This is a genomic window from Cellulomonas timonensis (assembly GCF_900046455.1).
Taxonomy (GTDB): Bacteria; Actinomycetota; Actinomycetes; order Actinomycetales; family Cellulomonadaceae; genus Cellulomonas_A; species Cellulomonas_A timonensis.
Map to the genome: position 1 here is coordinate 247,550 of NZ_FCOT01000010.1, position 19,006 is coordinate 266,555.

Sequence of the window (19,006 nt, forward strand, 5' to 3'; positions counted from 1 at the left end):
GGTCAGTAGCTCGCCAATGCGCCACAGACGCGGTCGACCTCGTCCGGCGTCATCTCCGCGAAGCAGGGGAGCGTGAGGATCCTGTCGGCCAGCGACGCTGTCACCGGGAGGGAGACGTCGGCGTACTCATCGCGGAAGGCGTCCTGCAGGTGGTCCGGGACGGGGTAGTGCACGTCCGTCCTGATGAGGTGGCTCTCCAGGTGCTCGCGGAGCCTCGCGCGATCGTCCGCGACGACCACCGCGAGGTGCCCGACGTGCCCGGCGCCCTCGGCGGGGAGGACCCGGACGCCGCTCGCACCGACTGCGGCGTATCGCTGGATGATGCCGCGCCTGGCCTCGTTCTGTGCGCTCAGGAGGGGCATGCGCGTGCGCAGCACCGCAGCCTGCGCCTCGTCCAGCCGCGAGTTGCGGCCACCGTCGACGCCGATGCGGTACTTGGCGTCCCAGCCGTACTGGCGCAGCGCGCGCAGCCTCGCGGCGATCTCCTCGGACGAGGTCGTCACCGCTCCCCCGTCGCCGAGCGCGCCGAGGTTCTTCGTCGGGTAGAAGCTGAAGGCCGCGGCGTCGGCCCGCGAGCCCACCGGTCCCTCGTCCGTGCGGGCGCCGATCGCCTGCGCGCAGTCCTCGACCACACGGATCCCACGCGGCTCGCACACAGCCCGCACGGCGGCGACGTCGGCCGCGCGCCCGTACAGGTGCGTCACGACCACGACTCCCACGCGCTCGTCCAGGACCTTGAGGAGGGCGTCGGGGTCGACGAGGTGCGTCTGAGCGTCGACGTCGACGTACCGCACCGTGAACCCCCCGCGCCGAGCCGCCGTGGTGGTGTACCCCCCGCAGTTGGCGGCGGTGACGACCACATCGCGGCCACCCGGCATTGTGGCGCGGAGCATCAGCTCCAGAGCGTCCGTGCCGGAGGCGACCGCCACCGCGTCAGTGGCTCCCACCAGCGCCGCCAGCTCCGCCTCGAAGGCGGCGTGCTCAGGCCCCATCACCACATAGCTGGAGTCGAGCACCCGAGACCAGGCGCCCTCCAGGGCAGCCCGCTGCTCGTTGATAGCCCTGGACAGGTCGTTCATGGGAACCCACTGCTGCACCGCAACCTCAATCCTCTAGCGCCGCGCCGCCGGCTGGATCCGGCACCCCGCAAGGTCCTGCGACCCGTCGCCCGACGAGCGGGCCGATTCTAGCGGGTTGGGTGGGAAGGGCTGCGAATCGTCCGTGCCGCCGGCGCCCCACACCTGCGTGAACGCCGCCGAGAATCGCGTCACGGGGGCGCCGGTACCCTATGGGCGTGACTGTCCCGCTCCCACGCCGTGTCCTCGTCGTCATCCCCGCATGGAATGAGCAGGACGCTCTCCCGGGCGTGCTGGCCGAGGTCGACGAGACGGTCGCGAATGTGGACATCCTCGTCGTCAACGACGGCTCGACGGACCGCACCTCCGAGGTCGCGCGACGCTGCGGCGTCCCCGTCCTCGACCTTCCCATCAACCTGGGGGTGGGCGGCGCGATGCGTGCCGGCTTCAAGTACGCGCAACGCCACGGCTACGACGTGGTCGTCCAGTTGGACGCCGACGGACAGCACGACCCGCGCGACGTGCCCCGGCTGGTGGACCTCCTCACACAGGAGGACGCCGACCTGGTCATCGGGGCCCGGTTCGCCGGTCGGGGGAACTACACAGCCCGTGGGCCCCGCCGGTGGGCCATGCGCGGCCTGTCGTGGGTGCTCTCCCGGGTCACCGGCACCCAGCTTACCGACAGCACCTCGGGGTTCAAGGCCGCCGGCCCCCGGGCGATCGCGCTCTTCGCGCCGAGCTATCCCGCGGAATATCTCGGGGACACCATCGAGTCACTGGTCATCGCGGCCCGCGCGAAGCTCCGCGTCCGCCAGATCCCGGTCGAGATGCGCGCCCGGGCGGGCGGGAGCCCCTCCCACAACCCGGTGCGCGCGAGCCTGTTCCTCCTGCGGGCTGTGCTCGCACTTCTCATCGCCCTGAGCCGTCCGGCCACAGGCGCCCGTCTGGCGGAGGACGCATGACCGGGTACATCGCATCGCTGGCGCTTGCCGGCGTCACGCTCTTCGTGATCCTGCTCCTGATGCGCAGTCGGCGCATCAGGGAGAAGTACGCGGCGATCTGGATCGTCATCGCCATCATCACCGGCGTCGTCGGCCTCGTGCCGAGCCTGCTCACCTGGACGGCCTCGCAGCTCGGCTTCGAGGCGCCGGTCAACCTGCTCTTCTTCGCCGCCATGCTCGTGCTGCTGCTCATCTCCGTGCAGTACAGCGTGGAGCTGTCGACGCTGGAGGAGGAGGTGCGGACGCTCGCCGAGGAGGTCGCGCTCCTCCGGCTCGACGTGGAGGATGTCCGCTCGGACACCGCACTGCCGTCGACCGCCGCCCACGAGGACGACAGCAGCGGCTCACGGCTGTCCTGAGCCCCTGAGCCAGGCGGGTCCCGCGGGAGCCCGCCGCCACCACGACACGAGGCCCTGACCGGATTCCCGGTCAGGGCCTCGATCTCGATCTACGAGCGGGTTGTCACGCCCGCGGCGGAAGCACCAGGCGCTTGACCCGGCCGCCCGCCTTGCTCACGACGTTGACCACTCCGCCGTCCTGCAAGTACTCCCGCACGAGCGCGGCGTCCCCGCGCAGCCCGCCCCACCGCGGGGGCACCACCGAGACCGGGGTTCCGAGGGCCTTCGCCGACTCCGGGTCGACGAGGTCGGGCGCCCGCCGCGGATTGCGGCAGAACTCGACCAGCGGGCGGAGCGCCTCGCTCCAGCGGTACTCCGGAGCCACGTCCTCGATGTTCGCCCGAATTTCCGCGGCGAGCTCCGGCTTGGTGAGCACCTCGGTCAGGGACTCGGCAAGGGCGTCGACGTCACCGGCGGGGACGACACGCCCCAGGTTGCGCGAGGACACGAGGGCCGCCAGCGAGTCCCCGTCGGTGCAGACGATGGGCAATGACGCCCACAGGTAGTCGAGGATGCGCGTGCGGAAGGAGAACGCCGTCTCGACGTGGTCGAGGTGCGTGCTCACGCCGATGTCCGACTCGAGCAGGAAGTTCTGCCGCTCCTCGTACGCCACCCACTCGTGGTTGAAGATGACATGCGTCCCGAGCAGTCCCAGCTCCCGGGCGAGGTCCTTGGCCTGGACCGCCATCCGCATCTCCGGCACGGCAGGGTTCGGGTGCTTGACCCCCATGAACAGGAGCCGGACCTCCGGCACCGTCTCCTTGACGACGTCGATCGCGCGGATGAGCGTCAGCGGGTCGAACCAGTTGTAGATCCCACCGCCCCAGAGGATGACCTTGTCGTCCTTGCCGATGCCGGGGATGACGCCCTTGACCATCGGCCTCGTGGCCACGGGCGGCTCGTCGCCCACACCGAACGGGACGATGCTGATGAGCGAGTTCAGCGTCTCGTCCTCGTCGTAGACAGCCGGGTTGACCCGTCCGAGCGCCGCCATCTGGCCGAGCCAGAAGTCGCGCTGCTTCTCGGCTGCGCACATGAAGTAGTCGCCGCGCAAGATCTGCTCGTTGAGCACGGCCGTCGAGGACCGCACGACCTCGCGGCGGGCCTTCTCTCCCAGGTCGCGCGCCTGCTCGAGCTGCTCGAGGTGGAACGGGTCGTAGATGTCGACGACGACGATCTTGTCGCTGTTCTTGAGCACCGGGTGCTCGTGCATCAGGAAGCCCTGGAACACGATCACGTCCGCCCACTTCTCCAACTGGACAAGATCGCGGCCGTTGACGTGCTTGATCGTGAAGTCGGGGCTCGTGAGGTCGCAGGTCCCGGTCGTGACCAGCTGGACGTCGTGCTCCTTGGAGAGCGCGCTCGCGATCTGCCACGCCCGGATGGCGGGTCCGGCCATGCGCTTCGAGACGGTGTCGCCTGTGGCGACCAGGATGCGACGACGGCCGCCGAAGGGGGTGGCGACGTCGAACGCGTCCACGACTGCCTGATAGGCGTCGACGAAGCCCGCGTCGGGGATGTTGGGGCGCATCGGCTCACCGAAGAGGCGCACGATCTCGGTGTCGGTGCGGCGCCGGGCCGCCTGCAGCACGTCACGCTTCGCCCGCATCGCCGGCAGGTTGCGCACGAACTCGTCGACGGCGTAGGTGGACGCCAGCACGGTGCGGGACACCTCGGCGGTGGGGCCTTCCAGCGGGTCGTGCCCGTGGGCCAGGTCCAGCTGCGTGGGGTCGTCGCCGCCGAGCACCACCCCGCGGCGGATGGCGAGCGCGATGGCGCCGGGGAGGAACCTCGAGAGGTTCTCCTCGCCGTAATTCTTGTAGATCGTGTAGAGCGCATTGCGCTCGAGCAGGTACTTCTCGCGCCAGCTGCCGATCGACGACATCGAGGCGTGATGGCGGTGGTACGAGATCGACTGCGGGACGTAGCGGACCCGGTAGCCGAGCACCCACAGGCGCCAGCCGAGGTCGACGTCCTCGAAGAACATGAAGTAGTCGTCGTCGAAGCCGCCGACCTTCTCGAAGACCTCCTTGCGGAGGATGAGCGAGGAGCCCGTGCCGAAGAGGATGTCGCGCCGGGCCTCGGGCCCGTCGGCCGGCTTCTCGCCCACACCCAGCTTGAACGCCTGGCCGTACCAGGACATCCCCGCGGCGACGAAGTCGATCGTCTTGCCCTCCCAGTCGAGGACCTTCGTGGCGACGGCTCCGACGTCGAGGTTGGACTCGAGCTCGGGGATCGCGGCCGAGAGGAACGCGCGGTCAGGGCGCGCGTCGTTGTTGATGAACGCGACGAACTCCCCCGTCGCCTTCTCCACGCCCAGGTTGCAGCCGCCGGCGAAGCCGAGGTTCTTCTTCGACTCGATCACCCGCGCGTGCGGGACGGCCTGCTTGATCTGCTTGACGTCTGTGCCGCCGCTCGCGTTGTCGACGACGACGAGCTCGAGCTTGTCGGCCGGCCAGTCGATGTCCGCGAACGCCTTGAGGCACGCGATGGTGTCCTCAGCACCGCGGTAGTTCACGACGACGACTGAAACCGTGCCCATTGCGAAGTCCTTGCTCACTGCTGTCCCCCATCGGTCACTGCTGTCCCCCATCCGGCCTACGGAGCCGTCGGGCCGCCGCGCTCGCGACCCGCTCCAGGCTGTACCTGCTGGCCTCCGCCTTCCCCTGCGCGACCACAAGCCGGGCGCGGAGCTGCGCCAGCTCGATGTCCCGGTTGTGCGTCTCGGATCGAGCCGCCGCCAGCTCCGCCTCGAGCCGCGAGACCTTGTGCTGCAGTTCGGCCATCTGCCCGGTTCCGGACAGCCGCGCGCTCAGCACCGTGCCACCGATCGCCGCCAGTGTCGCGTCGGAGTCGGGCGACGTGGCCGGGCTGCGCAGCGAGTCGATGAGCGCCTCGAGCTCGTCGAGGCTACGACGGCCGGACGCCACGACGACCTGCCGGTAGGACGGGTCGGCGTTGTCGTTGAGCGACTGTCGCTCGTTGTAGAACCGGTGCAGCTCCGGCAGCGCGGGCAGGCCCGACGCCAGCAGCTCATGGTGGAAGACCATGCCGAGCAGCCACCGGGGCAGGTAGCCGCTGGGGAGCCGGACCGCGTTCCACCCGTCGCCGCTGAACGCGGCGAGCGTGTCCTCGATCTTCGGCAGCCCGTTGTCGATGTGCTCCTGCAATGTGCCGAAGACCTCGCCGAACCGCGCCGTCACGAACGCCTGCAACGCGTTCTCGGCCAACGCGACGCCCTCGGTGTCGTGTGGCGCGCTCAGGACGACGAAGTCCTGGGCGACCCGGCGGCACTCGGAGAGGAACGCCGCGCGGAACTCGGCGGGGATGTGCTCCAGGGTGTCGAGCGAGATCACGATGTCGAAGGCGTCGTCGTCGAACGGCAGGTGCGCGCCATCCGCCACGACGAAGTTGCCGCCGTGCGTGCCGAACCGGTCGATCACCGCCACCTGCGCGTCATCGAAGAACAGCTCGAGGAAGCCAGGCGCGCCTCCGACGTCGAGCACGCGCCGGCCGGTCCAGCCGCCGAGGCCCTCGACGGCGCGCGCCGCTGTGGCGTAGCGCTGGTACTGGTCGAAAGGCAGCCCAAGCGCCTCGGGGGATCGGTACGTCGGCTCAGCCATGTTGCACTCCGTTGCTCTGCCAGGTCCCCCCAAGACTCACGATGCCGAACCGGTCGGTCGGCTGCCCTGCAAGCACATCGAACCGGAAGAGGTTCTTCTGGTGGTCGAAGGTGTGCGTGAGCGTCGAGTCGGTAGACGCGACCGTCACGTCGTAGGTCCCCGCCAACAGCATGATGCGGGGAACACGCAGATCCACCTGGCCGGCCCCACGCCGCACGTCGATCCGCAGACCGCCGTCCTTCGTGTTGGGCCCGGTGACGTTCTGTCCGGAGAGCGTGGCGATGGCCAGGCCGAAGACCGCGTCGTCGACGTCGCTCGAGGCCTCGTACCGCAGCCGGAACGTCACGTCGTCTCCGGTGTGCACCGTGGTCGTGGGCACGCCGTCGACGAGGAGCTCGACGTCCTCGAGGCGGATCTCTCCCGAGCCGTGACGCAGGCGCCCTTCCTTGGCGGCCTCCTCGTCGCGGTCCGTGTGCGAGGTCTCGATGTAGTCGTCGACGACCTCACCGGGCTTGCCGACCGACTGCAGGCGGCCGTGGTCGAGCCACGCCACCTCATCGCACAGGTCGCGCATGGTGCCCAGGGCGTGGCTGACGACGACGATCGTGCGCCCGTCGTCCTTGAACTCCTTGAACTTCTCCATGCTGCGGCGCTGGAACTCCTCGTCGCCGACGGCCAGCACCTCGTCCACCATGAGGATGTCCGGGTCGACGTTGATCGCCACGGAGAACCCCAGCCGCACGTACATGCCCGACGAGTAGTTCTTGACCGGGGTGTCGATGAAGGCCGAGAGGCCGGCGAAGTCGACGATGTCGTCGAACTTCCGGTCGATCTCCGCCTTCGTCAGCCCCAGGATCGAGCCGTTGAGGTACACGTTGTCGCGGCCCGAGAGCTCGGGGTGGAAACCCGCGCCCAGCTCGAGCAGCGCGGAGACCTTGCCGCGCACGGCGATGTCCCCGCGGTCCGGGACGAGGATCTTCGCCAGGCACTTCAGGAGCGTGCTCTTGCCCGAGCCGTTGTGCCCCACGAGGCCGAAGGTCTTGCCCTCGGGGATCTCCAAGTCGATGTCCTGCAGCGCCCAGAACTCATCGAACTTGGCACGCCGGCCACGCATGAGCGCGACCTTGATCGACTGGTTCCGCTCGTGGTAGATCCGAAAGCGCTTCGCGACGTTGTCGACGGTGATGACAGGATTGTTCACAGTTCCTCAGCCAGCCTTTTCTCCATGCGCCCGAAGACCCGGTTCCCGATCCACAGGAGGATGACTGTGACGACGAGACAGTAGGCGATGGGCTTCCAGTCGGGGAGATGGCCCGCATACATCATGTCGCGGATCGACTCGACGAAGCCCACCATCGGATTCAACTGATAAATGTCGACAAGATGCAGCTTGTCAGCCCAGCTCCCGGAGCCGCGGACGTCCTCGATCAGCGTGATCGGGTAAATGATCGGAGTCGCGTAGAACCAAAGCTGCATGAACAGCGTGACGAAGTGCGCGATGTCGCGGAAATAGACGTTGACGACCGACAGCATGAGCGCGAGCGCGAGCGCGAACACCCCGAGGAGCACCATGACCAGGAAGATCACGGGCACATACGGGAGCACGTTCACCCGGAACGCGAGGAAGATCACGATCAGCACGAGCATCTCGATCGCATACGACACGAATGCCGCAGCCACGTTCGAGATCACCAGGAGCCGGCGCGGGAAATAGGTCTTCTTAATGAGATTGCCGTTGGCGACTAGCGATCCCATGCCCGTCTGGAAGGCGCCCGCCATGAAGTTCCAGGTGAGGAGGCCGCACAGCAGGAACAGGGAGTAGTTGTGCAGGCCGTTGACGCCGACGGGCGGGTTGACCCTCATCACGGTCGAGAACACGATCGTGAAGATCGCAGTGGTGGCCAAGGGGTTGATCAATGACCAGGCCCAGCCAAGGGCCGTCCCCTTGTATTTGCCCCGGAGCTCGCGGAGCGTCAAGTTATGGAGCAGCTCGCGGGACTTATAAACCTCGCGAGTGTCGGTCAAGAGGCCCAACAGCGGGTTCCGTTCTTGTTTCGACCGGGCCCGCTGATCGGGCCGGTGGCGTCGCAGACGATACACGAGGCGACTGTCCGGACGGGACGGTCGACTTACGGCAAAACGGGCGCCCAGCGCGCTGTCGCGTGTGGTGCCGCCAACGCCGTGGCGGTGCAGTCTCGACAACATCATCGTCCATGCCGCGCATGAGAGCATGCAGCGGTGCTGATCACGCTCGACGCGACCCCATTGCTCGGCCCCCGCACCGGGATCGGGAGGTACGTGGAGAACCTGGTGCGGGAGCTGCCGGCGGCGGCGTCCCGCCGTGGCCTGGCCGCCGATGTGCGGGTCACGACCTGGACGGCGCGCGGCGCGCGCCTGGCCGACCTCCCGGGCGATGTCACGCAGGTCGGGCCGCGCGTGCCCGCCCGCATGCTGCGGGAGTGCTGGCGCCGCACCCAGTTCCCCCCGATCGAGTTGCTCGTCGGGCCGACCGATGTGTTCCACGGCACCAACTTCGTCTCGCCCCCGACCCGGTCCGCCCGCGAGGTCGTGACGATCCACGACCTGACCTATGCCCTGCACGCCGAGACAGTCAGCGCGGCGAGCCTGCTCTACCGCGAGCTCGTCCCCCGGGCCCTGGGCCGCGGCGCCCAGGTGCTCACCCCCACCGAGGTCGTCGCGGCGGCGGTCCGCGAGCACTACTCCTTGCCGCATGCGCAGGTGGTCGCGGTGCGGCTAGGCGTCGAGGACGCCTGGTTCGACGCGCCGCCTGCCGCGTCCGTGTGGCTGCGCGCACATGACCTGCCTGACGACTACGTGGTCTTCGTCGGCTCGCTCGACCCTCGCAAGAACCTGCCGCGGCTCCTCGAGGCGCACGCGATCCTGCGCGACACCGTCCCGGGCACGCCCGACCTGGTCCTGGCAGGGCCGGCAGGACGCGAGCAGTCGCTCCAGGGCCGCGCGGGCGTCCACCTGACCGGCTGGCTCGACGACGCTGATCTCCGGGGCCTCGTCGCGGCGAGCCGGGCGCTGGTGCTCCCGTCGACCGACGAGGGCTTCGGGCTCCCCGTCCTCGAGGCCCTCGCCGCGGGACGGCCCGTCGTCGTCTCGGATCTGCCGGTGCTCCACGAGGTCGCCGGCCCGCATGCGGTCGCGGCGCCCCCGGACGACGCCGAGGCGCTCGCCCACGCGCTGGGCTCCGCGCTCGACGGCCCGGATGACACCGCGGCCCGCGCCGCCCGGCAGGCGTGGGCCCGTGAGCTGACCTGGGCGAGGTGCGCCGAGCGCACCCTCGACGTGTACACCGCATGACCAGGCAGACGGTGGGCGCCGACGTCACCGTCGTGACGGTGACCTACAACGGCATCGACCTGGTCGACCGCTGCCTGGACGCGTTGGAGCGGCAGGAGCTGGGCGGGCTCACGATGGACGTGGTCGTCGTCGACAACGCGTCGACCGACGGCACGCCTGACCTCGTCGCCGCGCGCCACCCCGGGGCGAGGCTTGTCGCGTCTCCGACGAACCTGGGCTTCGCCGGGGGCAACAACCTCGTGCTCGACACCGCCACGTCCCCATACGTGATCCTGCTGAACAACGACGCGGTGCCGGAGCCTGACTTCGTCGCGACGCTCGTGCGGGCGATGGACGACGCCCCGGACGAGGTCGCCTGCCTCACCGCGACGGTGCTGCTCGCACAGAGGTTCCGGCTGGCGACGGCGGATGACGCCGACGTGGTCGACGGCCCAGACGGCGCCTACGTCCCCGATGCCACGGGGTCCGTCACCCTGGTCAACTCCACCGGGAACGTGGTGCGGACGGACGGTTTCGGCATGGACCGGGGCTGGCTCGCCGACGCGGCGGCCCACCACCCGCCGGAGGACGTGTTCGGGTTCTGCGGGGCCGCGGCGATCCTGCGCACGTCCGCACTCCGTGACGTCGGAACGTTCGACGAGGACTTCTTCCTCTACTACGAGGACACCGACCTGTCCTGGCGCCTGCGGCTGGCGGGCTACCAGGTCCGGCACTGTGCGGCCGCGGTGGTCCACCATGAGCACGCCGCGTCGACGGGTGAGGGCAGCGAGCTCTTCCGGTTCCACGACGGTCGCAACCGGCTGCTGATGCTGGTCAAGAACGCGACGGCCGCGATGGCGACGCGCGCGGTGCTCCGGTACCTGGTGACCACGGCGTCGATCGCGCTCCGGCGGCGTCAGCCGTGGCCGATGGTGCGCACCCGGTTGCGGGTGATCGGCTCGTTCACCCGGCTCCTCCCCCGCATGCTCGGCAAGCGCCGTCGCCTGACCCGTTCGGCGCGGACCGCTCGCGCGCAGGTCGAGCGCCTGCTGGCCGCGCCGCCCGCGAAGGCGACCGGCGGCTTCCGCCGAGAGGGCGGGACCGACACCCCATCCCGATAGACTCGCCGCACTCATCCGTCCCTGGAGGTCTGACACCATGCGCCTGCTCGTCACCGGCGGAGCCGGCTTCATCGGCTCGAACTTCGTGCACCAGACGGTGCGCGAGCGCCCCGAGGTCCAGGTCACGGTGCTCGACGCCCTGACGTACGCGGGCGACGAGCTGAGCCTCGCCCCTGTCGCGGACAAGGTCGAGTTCGTCAAGGGCGACATCGCCGACGCGGACCTGATGGACGCGCTGGTCAAGGACGCCGACGCGGTCGTCCACTTCGCGGCCGAGTCGCACAACGACAACTCGCTGTCGAACCCGTGGCCCTTCGTGCAGACGAATGTGATCGGCACGTACACGATCCTCGAGGCGGTGCGCCGGCACTCCACCCGCCTGCACCACATCTCGACGGACGAGGTCTACGGCGACCTGGAGCTCGACGACCCGGCGAAGTTCACGCCGGAGACGCCGTACAACCCGTCCAGCCCGTACTCCTCCACGAAGGCGGCGAGCGACCTGCTCGTGCGCGCGTGGGTCCGCTCGTTCGGGGTCGAGGCGACGCTGTCGAACTGCTCGAACAACTACGGGCCGTACCAGCACGTCGAGAAGTTCATCCCGCGCCAGATCACGAACGTCGTCGACGGCGTGCGCCCCAAGCTCTACGGCACGGGTGAGAACGTGCGCGACTGGATCCACGTCGAGGACCACAACTCCGCGGTGTGGGCCATCCTCGAGAAGGGCCGCATCGGCGAGACGTACCTCATCGGGGCCGACGGCGAGGAGAACAACAAGAACGTCGTCGAGCTGATCCTCGAGCTGACCGGCCAGAGCCGCGACGCCTACGACCTGGTGAGCGACCGGCCGGGTCATGACATGCGCTACGCGATCGACTCGACGCTGCTGCGCGAGGAGCTGGGCTGGACGCCCCGCTACGAGAACTTCCGCGATGGGCTCGCCGCGACGATCGACTGGTACAAGGCGAACGAGGCCTGGTGGCGCCCCCAGAAGGACGCCACGGAGGCGAAGTACGCCCAGCTCGGCCGCTGATCTCCACAGATCTCTTACGTGAGGCGCGCGGCGCTCCCCCACGGGAGCGCCGCGCGCCTCATATGCTCCTCCGGTGACCATCCGCCACGCAGCCTCTTCGCGCCCACGGGCCGCCCGCCACTCGCGGCGCCCGCGCACGCACCATGTGCTGCGCGGCGTCGGCCTCGTCATGACGGCGGTGCTCGCCTTCGGCGCGACCAGCATGGCCACCGCCCTCGGCAAGATGGAGGGCAACATCGACGCGGTCGACGTCACGGACCTGCTGGGCGACGTGCCCGTGCCGACGAGCACCGATCCGAGCGATCCGAACGCCGGGCAGGCCATGAACATCCTGCTGCTGGGCTCGGACCAGCGCGACGGCGAGAACGCGGTGATCGGCGGCGACGCCGCGGGGATGCGCTCCGACACCACGATCGTCATGCACATCTCGGCCGACCGGTCGCGGGTCGAGCTCGTGTCGATCCCCCGCGACTCCCTGGTGGACATCCCCTCGTGCACGATGCCCGACGGGTCGACCAGCTCCGCCCGCCGGAACGCGATGTTCAACGAGGCCTTCGCGATCGGCGCGGACCGCGGTGGCGACATGGCCTCCGCCGCAGCGTGCGCGATGAAGACCGTCATGGCCACGACGGGCGTCCCGCTCACCGACTTCGCCGTGATCGACTTCGTGGGCTTCATCAAGATGGTGGGCGCCCTCGGCGGCATCGACATGTGCATCCCCACCGTCATGCGCTCCTCTGACGCAGGCCTGGACCTCTCCGCCGGGCAGCAGACCCTCGACGGCAGCACCGCGCTCGCCTTCGCCCGCGCGCGCAAGGGCGTGGGCCTCGGCGACGGCTCCGACACCGGGCGGTTGGGGCGGCAGCAGGAGTTCCTCTCGGCGATGGCCAAGACGATCTTCGAGAAGAACCTGCTCACCGATGTCACGGGCCTGGTCCGCTTCCTCGACGCGGCGACCGAGTCGGTCACCGCGAGCCCGAACGTCGCGCGGCCCGCCAACCTCGCAGGGCTCGCGTTCAGCCTGCGCAGCATCTCCACCAGCAACATCACCTTCACCACGATCCCGTGGGCAGCTGCCCCGAGTGACCCGAACCGGGTCGTGTGGACGTCTGAGGCTGACGCGATCTGGGACAACATCGCGAACGACCGACCGATGCTGAGCGTCGACGAGGCCCCCGCCGACCCAGCGGTCGACCAGTCCACCGACGCGGGAACCAGCACGGGGAACGACCCGGCGGCCGGCGGCACGCCGGAGCAGCCCGCCCCGGCCACAACTGATGCCGCTGCGCCCCCGGCCCCCGAACCCGTCCAGACGAAGAAGGCGGGCAAGGAAGCCTTCTCGGCGAACGACGTCACGTCCACCTGCGGCTGATCACGGACATGGCCGGCGACAGCAGCACGCCACCGCGGGGCTCTCGCGCGCGCCCGGGCGGGACTGCGAAGCCCGCTGCCGGCCGCCGGCCGCCGCCGCAGGACCCGGCTGCCCCGCCCAGTTTCGCGCCCGGATCCGACCGCAAGCCGGACTCCGGCCCCGCCCGCCCGACGGGCTCGCGACCGGCGACGCCGCCGCCTGCCACGCGGGTGGGCCGGCCCACGCCTCCGCCGCCGCCACGCCCCCCAGCGCCTGCCGCGGGCGCCAGGCGCCCGCCGACGATCACCCCCGCCACGGCACGCACCGGCTCCGGCGCTGCGCCGGCGTCCGCCCCACCCGTCCGCGTCGCCGGCCGTCCAGCCGACCCCGCGGCGAAGCGACCCCCCACCTCACCAGAACGGCCCGCCGTCGGCGGTCGCACCCGGGACTCCGCAGCGGGTGGCACTCGTCCGCCCGCGACCACGACGCCCACGCGGATCCGCGCACCCCGCCGCAAGATGATCCTGCTCGGCGTCGCGATCGTGCTGGTCCTGATGCTCGCCTGGCCCATCGGCCTGCTGATGTGGGCCAACGGCAAGATCGACCACGTCGACGCGCTGTCCGGCGCCGCGGGCACCCCTGGCACGACCTACCTGCTCGCCGGGTCGGACTCGCGTGCGGACGGCGCCATCGAAGACACCGAGACCCAGGGCGCCCGCACCGACACGATCATGCTGCTGCACGTCCCCGACAGCGGGCCGACGGCGCTGATCAGCCTCCCGCGCGACACCTATGTCGAGATCCCCGGCCACGACCCGTCGAAGCTGAACGCCGCGTTCTCCTGGGGCGGCGCGCCGCTGCTGGTGCAGACCGTGGAGCAACTCACCGGGCTCACGGTCGACCACTACGTCGAGGTCGGGTTCGGCGGCATCGAGCAGGTAGTGGATGCCGTGGGCGGCGTCGAGCTGTGCTCGGACCTGACGGTGGACGACGCGGACAGCGGCATGGTGTGGACCCCCGGCTGCCGTGAGGTCGGCGGTGTGGAGGCGCTGGCCTTCGCCAGGATGCGCAAGGCGGACCCGACGGGCGACATCGGGCGCGCCGAGCGCCAGCAGCAGCTCATCGGCGCCCTGTCCAGCAAGGTCGAGAACCCCGGGCTGGTCTTCCAGCCAGGGCGGCAGGTCGATCTGCTGACCGCGGGCACGGGCGCTCTGACCGTGAGCGAGGGCACGGGCATCCTCGACCTGGGCGGCCTCGCGCTCGCCTTCCGCAACGCCAAGGGCGAGGGCGGGATCACCGGCACGCCGCCGATCATCAGCTTGGACTACCGGCCGGGCAACGTCGGCTCGACGGTGCGACTGGACCCGGACCAGACCCCGGGGTTCTTCGCGGCGATCGGCGCGGGCACGTGGCCGGCGGGCCCGACCGGCGGCGCGCCCACCGGCTGAGGCAACGGGCCCGACTCAGCCCTCGCGGGCCGTCGGATCAGGCGTGGTCAGCGAGAGGTCAGGCGCCGAAGCCGATGGGCTTGCGTTGGCCCGTGCCAGATGTCGCGCGCAGCCGCTCGCCCTTCGCGTCCGCCTGCGCGCGCAGCCCGTCCTGGAACACGGCCATGGCCGCCGCGAGCCGAGCCGCCTCGTCGTCGGAGCCCGATGCGAGGATGCGCACCGCCAGCAGCCCGGCGTTACGGGCGCCGCCGACGGAGACCGTGGCCACGGGCACCCCGGCGGGCATCTGCACGATGGACAGCAGCGAGTCGAGGCCGTCGAGGTGCGCGAGCGGGACCGGCACGCCGATCACCGGGAGCGTCGTCACCGACGCGAGCATCCCGGGCAGGTGGGCCGCTCCCCCGGCGCCGGCGATGATGACGCGGAGCCCGCGCGCGGCGGCGGTGCGCCCGTAGTCGATCATCTTCTCGGGCTGCCGGTGCGCGGAGACCACGTCCACCTCGACCGGCACGTCGAACTCGGCGAGCGCGTCGGCCGCTGCCTGCATCACCGGCCAGTCGGAGTCCGAGCCCATGACGATGCCCACCGTCGGCTGCGCGCTCATCTCAGATCTCCTTCTGGTCCAGGGAGTCGCCGCGCAGCAGCGCGGCGGCGGCACGGGCCCGGGCCCGCAGGTCGTCGAGGTCGTCGCCGGAGATGTTCACGTGGCCGAGCTTGCGGCCCGGGCGCACGTCCTTGCCGTACAGGTGGACCTTCACGGCCGGGTCCAGGCGGGCCACGGGCCCCAGGGCGTCGGTGAGCTCCTCGCGCGTGGAGCCGAGCACGTTGACCATCACGGTCCACGGCGCCCGGGGCGACGTGTCGCCGAGCGGCAGGTCAAGCACCGCCCGCAGGTGCTGCTCGAACTGGCTGGTCACCGCGCCGTCGATCGTCCAGTGGCCGGAGTTGTGCGGGCGCATCGCCAGCTCGTTGACGAGCACGTGCGGGGGCTCGTCGGGCGTGGCGCCCGGAACCTCGAACAGCTCGACGGCCAGCACGCCGGTGACTCCCAGGCCCTCGGCGACGCGGACAGCGAGCTCCTGCGCCGCGCGCGCGGTCTCGGGGTGCAGCCCGGGCGCGGGGGCGATGACCTCGGCGCAGACGCCGTCCTCCTGGACGGACTCGACGACGGGCCAGGCGCGCACCTCGCCGGACGGGGTGCGGGCGACCAGCACGGCCAGCTCACGGCTGAACGGGACCATCTCCTCGGCGATGAGCGGGACGCCCATGCCGCTCTGCGCCGCCGCGAGCCAGTCGGCGGCCTCGCCGCTCGACCGCACCACGCGCACGCCCTTGCCGTCATAGCCGCCACGCACCGTCTTGACGACGGCGGAGCCGCCGTTCTGGCCGAGGAACGCGTCCAGGTCCGCGGCCACGGCCACGGGCGCCCAGCGCGGGCACGGCACCCCGAGGGCAGCCAGCCGCTCGCGCATGACCTGCTTGTCCTGGGCGTGCACCAGTGCGTCCGGCCCCGGGTGCACGGCGATGCCTCGGGCGACGAGCTTCTCGAGCAGGGCGTTGGGCACATGCTCGTGCTCGAACGTCAGCACCTGCGCGCCCGACACGAGCGCGTCCACGGCCGCCGGGTCGTTCGCCGCGCCCACCGGCGCGTCCACCACCACCTGGGCCGCCGACGACTCCGCGTCTTCGACGAGGACCCTCAGCCGCAGCCCGAGCGCGGTCGCCGCGGGCGTCATCATGCGGGCGAGCTGCCCGCCCCCGACCACTGCCACCACTGCTGCTGCCACGACGCCCGAGCCTAGTCGAGGCTGCCGACCCGTCCGACGAGCGTCCACGCGCACAAGGGCTCTGGAAATCGGTGAAATCGGGCACAGCGTTCACAGGCGCCACACCGGCGCGGGGCATAGGGTCGACCAGTGCCTGCCTCCGCCGCCGACGCGCATCCACTGCGCGCCATGCGCTCTCGACTCCTCGAACTGAGCCGGTTCCTCTCCGTGGGAGCCGTCGCCTTCGTCGTCGACCTCGGGCTGTTCAACGCGCTCCGATTCGGTCCCGGCAGGCTGCTCGAGGACAAGCCCCTGACCGCCAAGATCATCTCGGTGGCGGTGGCGACCCTCGTCTCGTGGCTCGGGAACCGCCACTGGACCTTCTCGCAGCACCGCACCACGCACCGCGGGCGTGAGCTCACGCTGTACGCGGCGATCAATGTGCTCGGGGTGTTCATCGGCATCGGGACGCTCGCGTTCACGCACTACGTCCTCAACCTGCGCACCCCGCTGGAGGACAACATCTCCACGGTGCTCGGCATCGTGCTCGGCACGATCGTGCGCTACGTCGGGTACAAGAAGCTGGTCTTCACGACGCGCACCCCGGCCAGCGAGGCGCCGGCTCCCGCACGCGACGTCCAGGCGGCGCCGCGACCTGCTGTCGGGCTCGGCGACGGGGACGTCGGCCCTCAGGCCTGAGCCGGGCTCAGCGCCCGCTCACCGCCACCGCCGGTCCGTCCGCGGCGAGATCATCGACCCGCGCGGCAGCACCACGTCGGGGGCCAGCGACGCGGGCACGCCGGCGAGGAACAGCGCGAACACGGCGGGCCGGCGCTGGGCGAGCTCGAGCCTCCCGCCGTCGGCTGAGGCGAGGTCGCGGGCCAGCGCGAGGCCGAGCCCGGTGCCGGCGCCTGAGGTGACCTCCCGCTCGAAGATCCGGGGGGCCAGGTCGTCGGGCACGCCTTCGCCCTCGTCGGCGACCTCGACGACCACGGCTCCGGAGGGCCCGCTGGGCCGGGAGCGCACGGTGGTGGTCCCGCCGCCGTGCTTGAGCGAGTTCTCTAGCAGTGTCGCGATCACCTGGGCCAGGGCGCCGGGGGTGGCGAGCACCTGCACTGCGGGGTCGATCTCGAAGACGAGGCGGCGGTCGGCTGCCGTGTAGGCGGGCTCCCACTCCTCGCGCTGCTGGCGGAGCACGTCGGCGAGGACCACGGCCTCGGTGGTGCCGCCCTGTGCGCGACGTGAGCGGGCGAGCAGGTCGTCGACGACGGTGACGAGGCGTTCGACCTGCTCGAGGGAGATCCGGGCCTCCTCGCGCACCTCGGGCTCGTGGGCGGCGAGGGCGATCTCCTCGAGGCGCATCGACAGCGCGGTCAGCGGGGTGCGGAGCTGATGGGACGCGTCGGCGCCGAATTGCCGCTCGGCGGCGAGCCGCCCGGCCATGCGGTCGGCGCTGCGGGCGAGCTCTGCGGCGACGAGGTCGATCTCCTCGACGCCGGACGGGCGCAGTTGCGGCCGCACCTGCCCGGAGCCGAGCTGCTCGGCGGACGCCGCGAGGTACACGAGGGGGGCCGCTAGCCGGTTCGCCTGCCAGATGGCCATGGCGATGCCGGCGCCGAAGGCCACGACGGCGGCGACGACGACGAGGGCGATGACGCGCGCGCTGATCCAGAACACGTCCCACCAGGAGACGTAGAGCGCGATCATGGCGCCGTTCGCCGACTCGGTCTGGACGGAGACGTAGCGGCCCTCGATCGCGGGCCCGGCTTGGTACTGGGCGCCGTCGGGCGCGACCACGAAGACGCTGGCCTCGAGCGTGCCCTCGCCTCCGACGGCCACTTCGAGCATCCGCGCGGTGAGCGGGATGCCCTCTTCGATGCGGAAGTCCACGGAGCGGGCGAGTCCGGCGGCGCGCGCCTCGAGGGCGCTGACCTCGTTCTCGCGGACGAGCTGGGCGACGATGAAGGCGAGCGGGAAGCCAAGGAGGACCACCGCGACGGTGACCGCCGCGATCGTCGACTGGAGGACGCGACGGCGCACGTTCAGCCTCGGTCGCCCTCGCCGGTCTCGAACCGGAAGCCCATGCCGCGCACGGTGGTGACGTAGCGCGGCGCGTTGGCGTCGTCGCCGAGCTTGCGGCGCAGCCACGAGACGTGCATGTCCAGGGTCTTCGTCGAGCCGGACGGGTCGGAGCCCCACACCTCGCGCATCAGGGTGTCGCGGCCGACGACGGTGCCGGCCGCTCCGACGAGCACGCGCAGCAGGTCGAACTCCTTGGCGGTCAGGTGGAGTTCACGCTCGCCCTGGAACGCCCGGTGGGCGGCGACGTCGACGCGCACGTTCTGGGCGTGCAGCTCGTCCTCGTCGGCGGCGTCGCCGACAGTGCGGCGCAGCAGCGCCCGGACGCGGGCGAGCAGCTCGGCGAGGCGGAACGGCTTGGTGACGTAGTCGTCGGCGCCGGCGTCGAGCCCGACGACGAGGTCGACCTCGTCGGCGCGCGCGGTGAGCACGAGGACGGGGGTCGTCAGCCCTTGATTGCGGATGGCACGGGCCACGTCGAGCCCGTCCATGTCGGGCAGGCCCAGGTCGAGCACGACGAGGTCGGCCTCGCTCGCGTGGTCGATCGCGCCTTGACCGGTTCCTTGCACGTGCACGTCGTAACCTTCACGCCCGAGGGCCCGGGCCAAAGGCTCGGCAATTGCGGGGTCGTCCTCCGCCAGCAGCACGTGGGTCATCGGCCCATGCTAGGTCATGGGCGGGTTCACGACCCGGCTCCACGCGAGGACACTTTGTTCGAAGCGCGAAGTTAGCCGTTGACTCTCCCGATATGTCCTGGTTCGCTGTCACCGGGCGACAACGAGGCCGCCCGGTGATCCCAGG

At 70.8% G+C, this 19,006-nt stretch carries 17 protein-coding genes; 8 read left to right on the forward strand and 9 right to left on the reverse strand.

Translation table 11 applies throughout. The features are described from left to right. Positions 1–2: 2 nt before the first annotated feature. On the reverse strand, positions 3–1,097 hold the full coding sequence (locus BN3788_RS04780; RefSeq protein ID WP_147525056.1) for a DegT/DnrJ/EryC1/StrS family aminotransferase: 1,095 nt from the start codon (positions 1,095–1,097) through the stop codon (positions 3–5). Between the two features lie 197 nt (positions 1,098–1,294). Here BN3788_RS04780 and BN3788_RS04785 point away from each other — a divergent pair, with 197 nt between their 5' ends. Continuing rightward, on the forward strand, positions 1,295–2,038 hold the full coding sequence (locus BN3788_RS04785; protein WP_234346480.1) for a glycosyltransferase family 2 protein: 744 nt from the start codon (positions 1,295–1,297) through the stop codon (positions 2,036–2,038). After that, entirely contained in the window at positions 2,035–2,436 is a 402-nt protein-coding gene (locus BN3788_RS04790) for a DUF2304 domain-containing protein (protein ID WP_066582671.1), read from the forward strand. Before BN3788_RS04785 ends, BN3788_RS04790 begins: the two co-directional genes overlap by 4 nt. A 103-nt stretch (positions 2,437–2,539) precedes the next feature. On the opposite strand, the gene BN3788_RS04795 is transcribed toward BN3788_RS04790, so the two are convergent. The 4 genes from BN3788_RS04795 to BN3788_RS04810 are packed head-to-tail and all read right to left on the reverse strand — an operon-like array spanning position 2,540 to position 8,198. Continuing rightward, entirely contained in the window at positions 2,540–5,017 is a 2,478-nt protein-coding gene (locus tag BN3788_RS04795) for a glycosyltransferase (RefSeq protein ID WP_066582672.1), read from the reverse strand. A 34-nt stretch (positions 5,018–5,051) separates the two neighbouring features. Continuing rightward, a complete protein-coding gene (locus BN3788_RS04800; RefSeq protein WP_066582673.1) occupies positions 5,052–6,098 on the reverse strand; it encodes a class I SAM-dependent methyltransferase in 1,047 nt (348 codons plus the stop codon). Beyond that, positions 6,091–7,299 (reverse strand): ABC transporter ATP-binding protein, encoded by a 1,209-nt coding sequence (locus BN3788_RS04805; RefSeq protein WP_199824734.1) that lies wholly within the window; start codon positions 7,297–7,299, stop codon positions 6,091–6,093. Before BN3788_RS04805 ends, BN3788_RS04800 begins: the two co-directional genes overlap by 8 nt. Beyond that, positions 7,296–8,198, reverse strand: coding sequence for an ABC transporter permease (locus BN3788_RS04810; RefSeq protein ID WP_159066852.1), 903 nt, complete (start codon positions 8,196–8,198; stop codon positions 7,296–7,298). Before BN3788_RS04810 ends, BN3788_RS04805 begins: the two co-directional genes overlap by 4 nt. A gap of 138 nt (positions 8,199–8,336) precedes the next feature. Between BN3788_RS04810 and BN3788_RS04815 the strand changes: the two genes are divergently transcribed. The 5 genes from BN3788_RS04815 to BN3788_RS04835 all read left to right on the forward strand — a co-directional run bounded on the left by BN3788_RS04815 (position 8,337) and on the right by BN3788_RS04835 (position 14,360). Then, on the forward strand, positions 8,337–9,428 hold the full coding sequence (locus tag BN3788_RS04815; protein ID WP_066582675.1) for a glycosyltransferase family 4 protein: 1,092 nt from the start codon (positions 8,337–8,339) through the stop codon (positions 9,426–9,428). Then, entirely contained in the window at positions 9,425–10,528 is a 1,104-nt protein-coding gene (locus tag BN3788_RS04820; protein WP_066582676.1) for a glycosyltransferase family 2 protein, read from the forward strand. Before BN3788_RS04815 ends, BN3788_RS04820 begins: the two co-directional genes overlap by 4 nt. Before the next feature lie 37 nt (positions 10,529–10,565). After that, positions 10,566–11,561: a dTDP-glucose 4,6-dehydratase gene (gene rfbB / locus BN3788_RS04825; RefSeq protein ID WP_066582677.1), complete on the forward strand. Its 996-nt coding sequence runs from the start codon at positions 10,566–10,568 to the stop codon at positions 11,559–11,561. Positions 11,562–11,634: 73 nt separating this feature from the next. Beyond that, entirely contained in the window at positions 11,635–12,933 is a 1,299-nt protein-coding gene (locus BN3788_RS04830) for an LCP family protein (protein WP_234346482.1), read from the forward strand. Between the two features lie 497 nt (positions 12,934–13,430). Next, positions 13,431–14,360, forward strand: a complete 930-nt coding sequence (locus tag BN3788_RS04835) for an LCP family protein (protein WP_066582678.1) — start codon at positions 13,431–13,433, stop codon at positions 14,358–14,360. Positions 14,361–14,418: 58 nt separating this feature from the next. Here the strand turns inward: BN3788_RS04835 and purE are convergent, their stop codons facing one another. Beyond that, positions 14,419–14,964, reverse strand: coding sequence for a 5-(carboxyamino)imidazole ribonucleotide mutase (gene purE, locus BN3788_RS04840; RefSeq protein ID WP_066582679.1), 546 nt, complete (start codon positions 14,962–14,964; stop codon positions 14,419–14,421). 1 nt (position 14,965) lies between these two features. After that, entirely contained in the window at positions 14,966–16,147 is a 1,182-nt protein-coding gene (locus tag BN3788_RS04845; protein ID WP_066582680.1) for a 5-(carboxyamino)imidazole ribonucleotide synthase, read from the reverse strand. A 168-nt stretch (positions 16,148–16,315) separates the two neighbouring features. Between BN3788_RS04845 and BN3788_RS04850 the strand changes: the two genes are divergently transcribed. Continuing rightward, positions 16,316–16,825, forward strand: a complete 510-nt coding sequence (locus BN3788_RS04850; RefSeq protein WP_082812618.1) for a GtrA family protein — start codon at positions 16,316–16,318, stop codon at positions 16,823–16,825. 18 nt (positions 16,826–16,843) lie between these two features. On the opposite strand, the gene BN3788_RS04855 is transcribed toward BN3788_RS04850, so the two are convergent. Both BN3788_RS04855 and BN3788_RS04860 read right to left on the reverse strand, forming a co-directional pair. Continuing rightward, positions 16,844–18,166, reverse strand: coding sequence for an ATP-binding protein (locus tag BN3788_RS04855; protein ID WP_066582681.1), 1,323 nt, complete (start codon positions 18,164–18,166; stop codon positions 16,844–16,846). A gap of 2 nt (positions 18,167–18,168) precedes the next feature. Beyond that, complete coding sequence (locus BN3788_RS04860; protein WP_066582682.1) at positions 18,169–18,861, reverse strand: response regulator transcription factor; 693 nt, start codon at positions 18,859–18,861, stop codon at positions 18,169–18,171. Positions 18,862–19,006 lie beyond the last annotated feature (145 nt).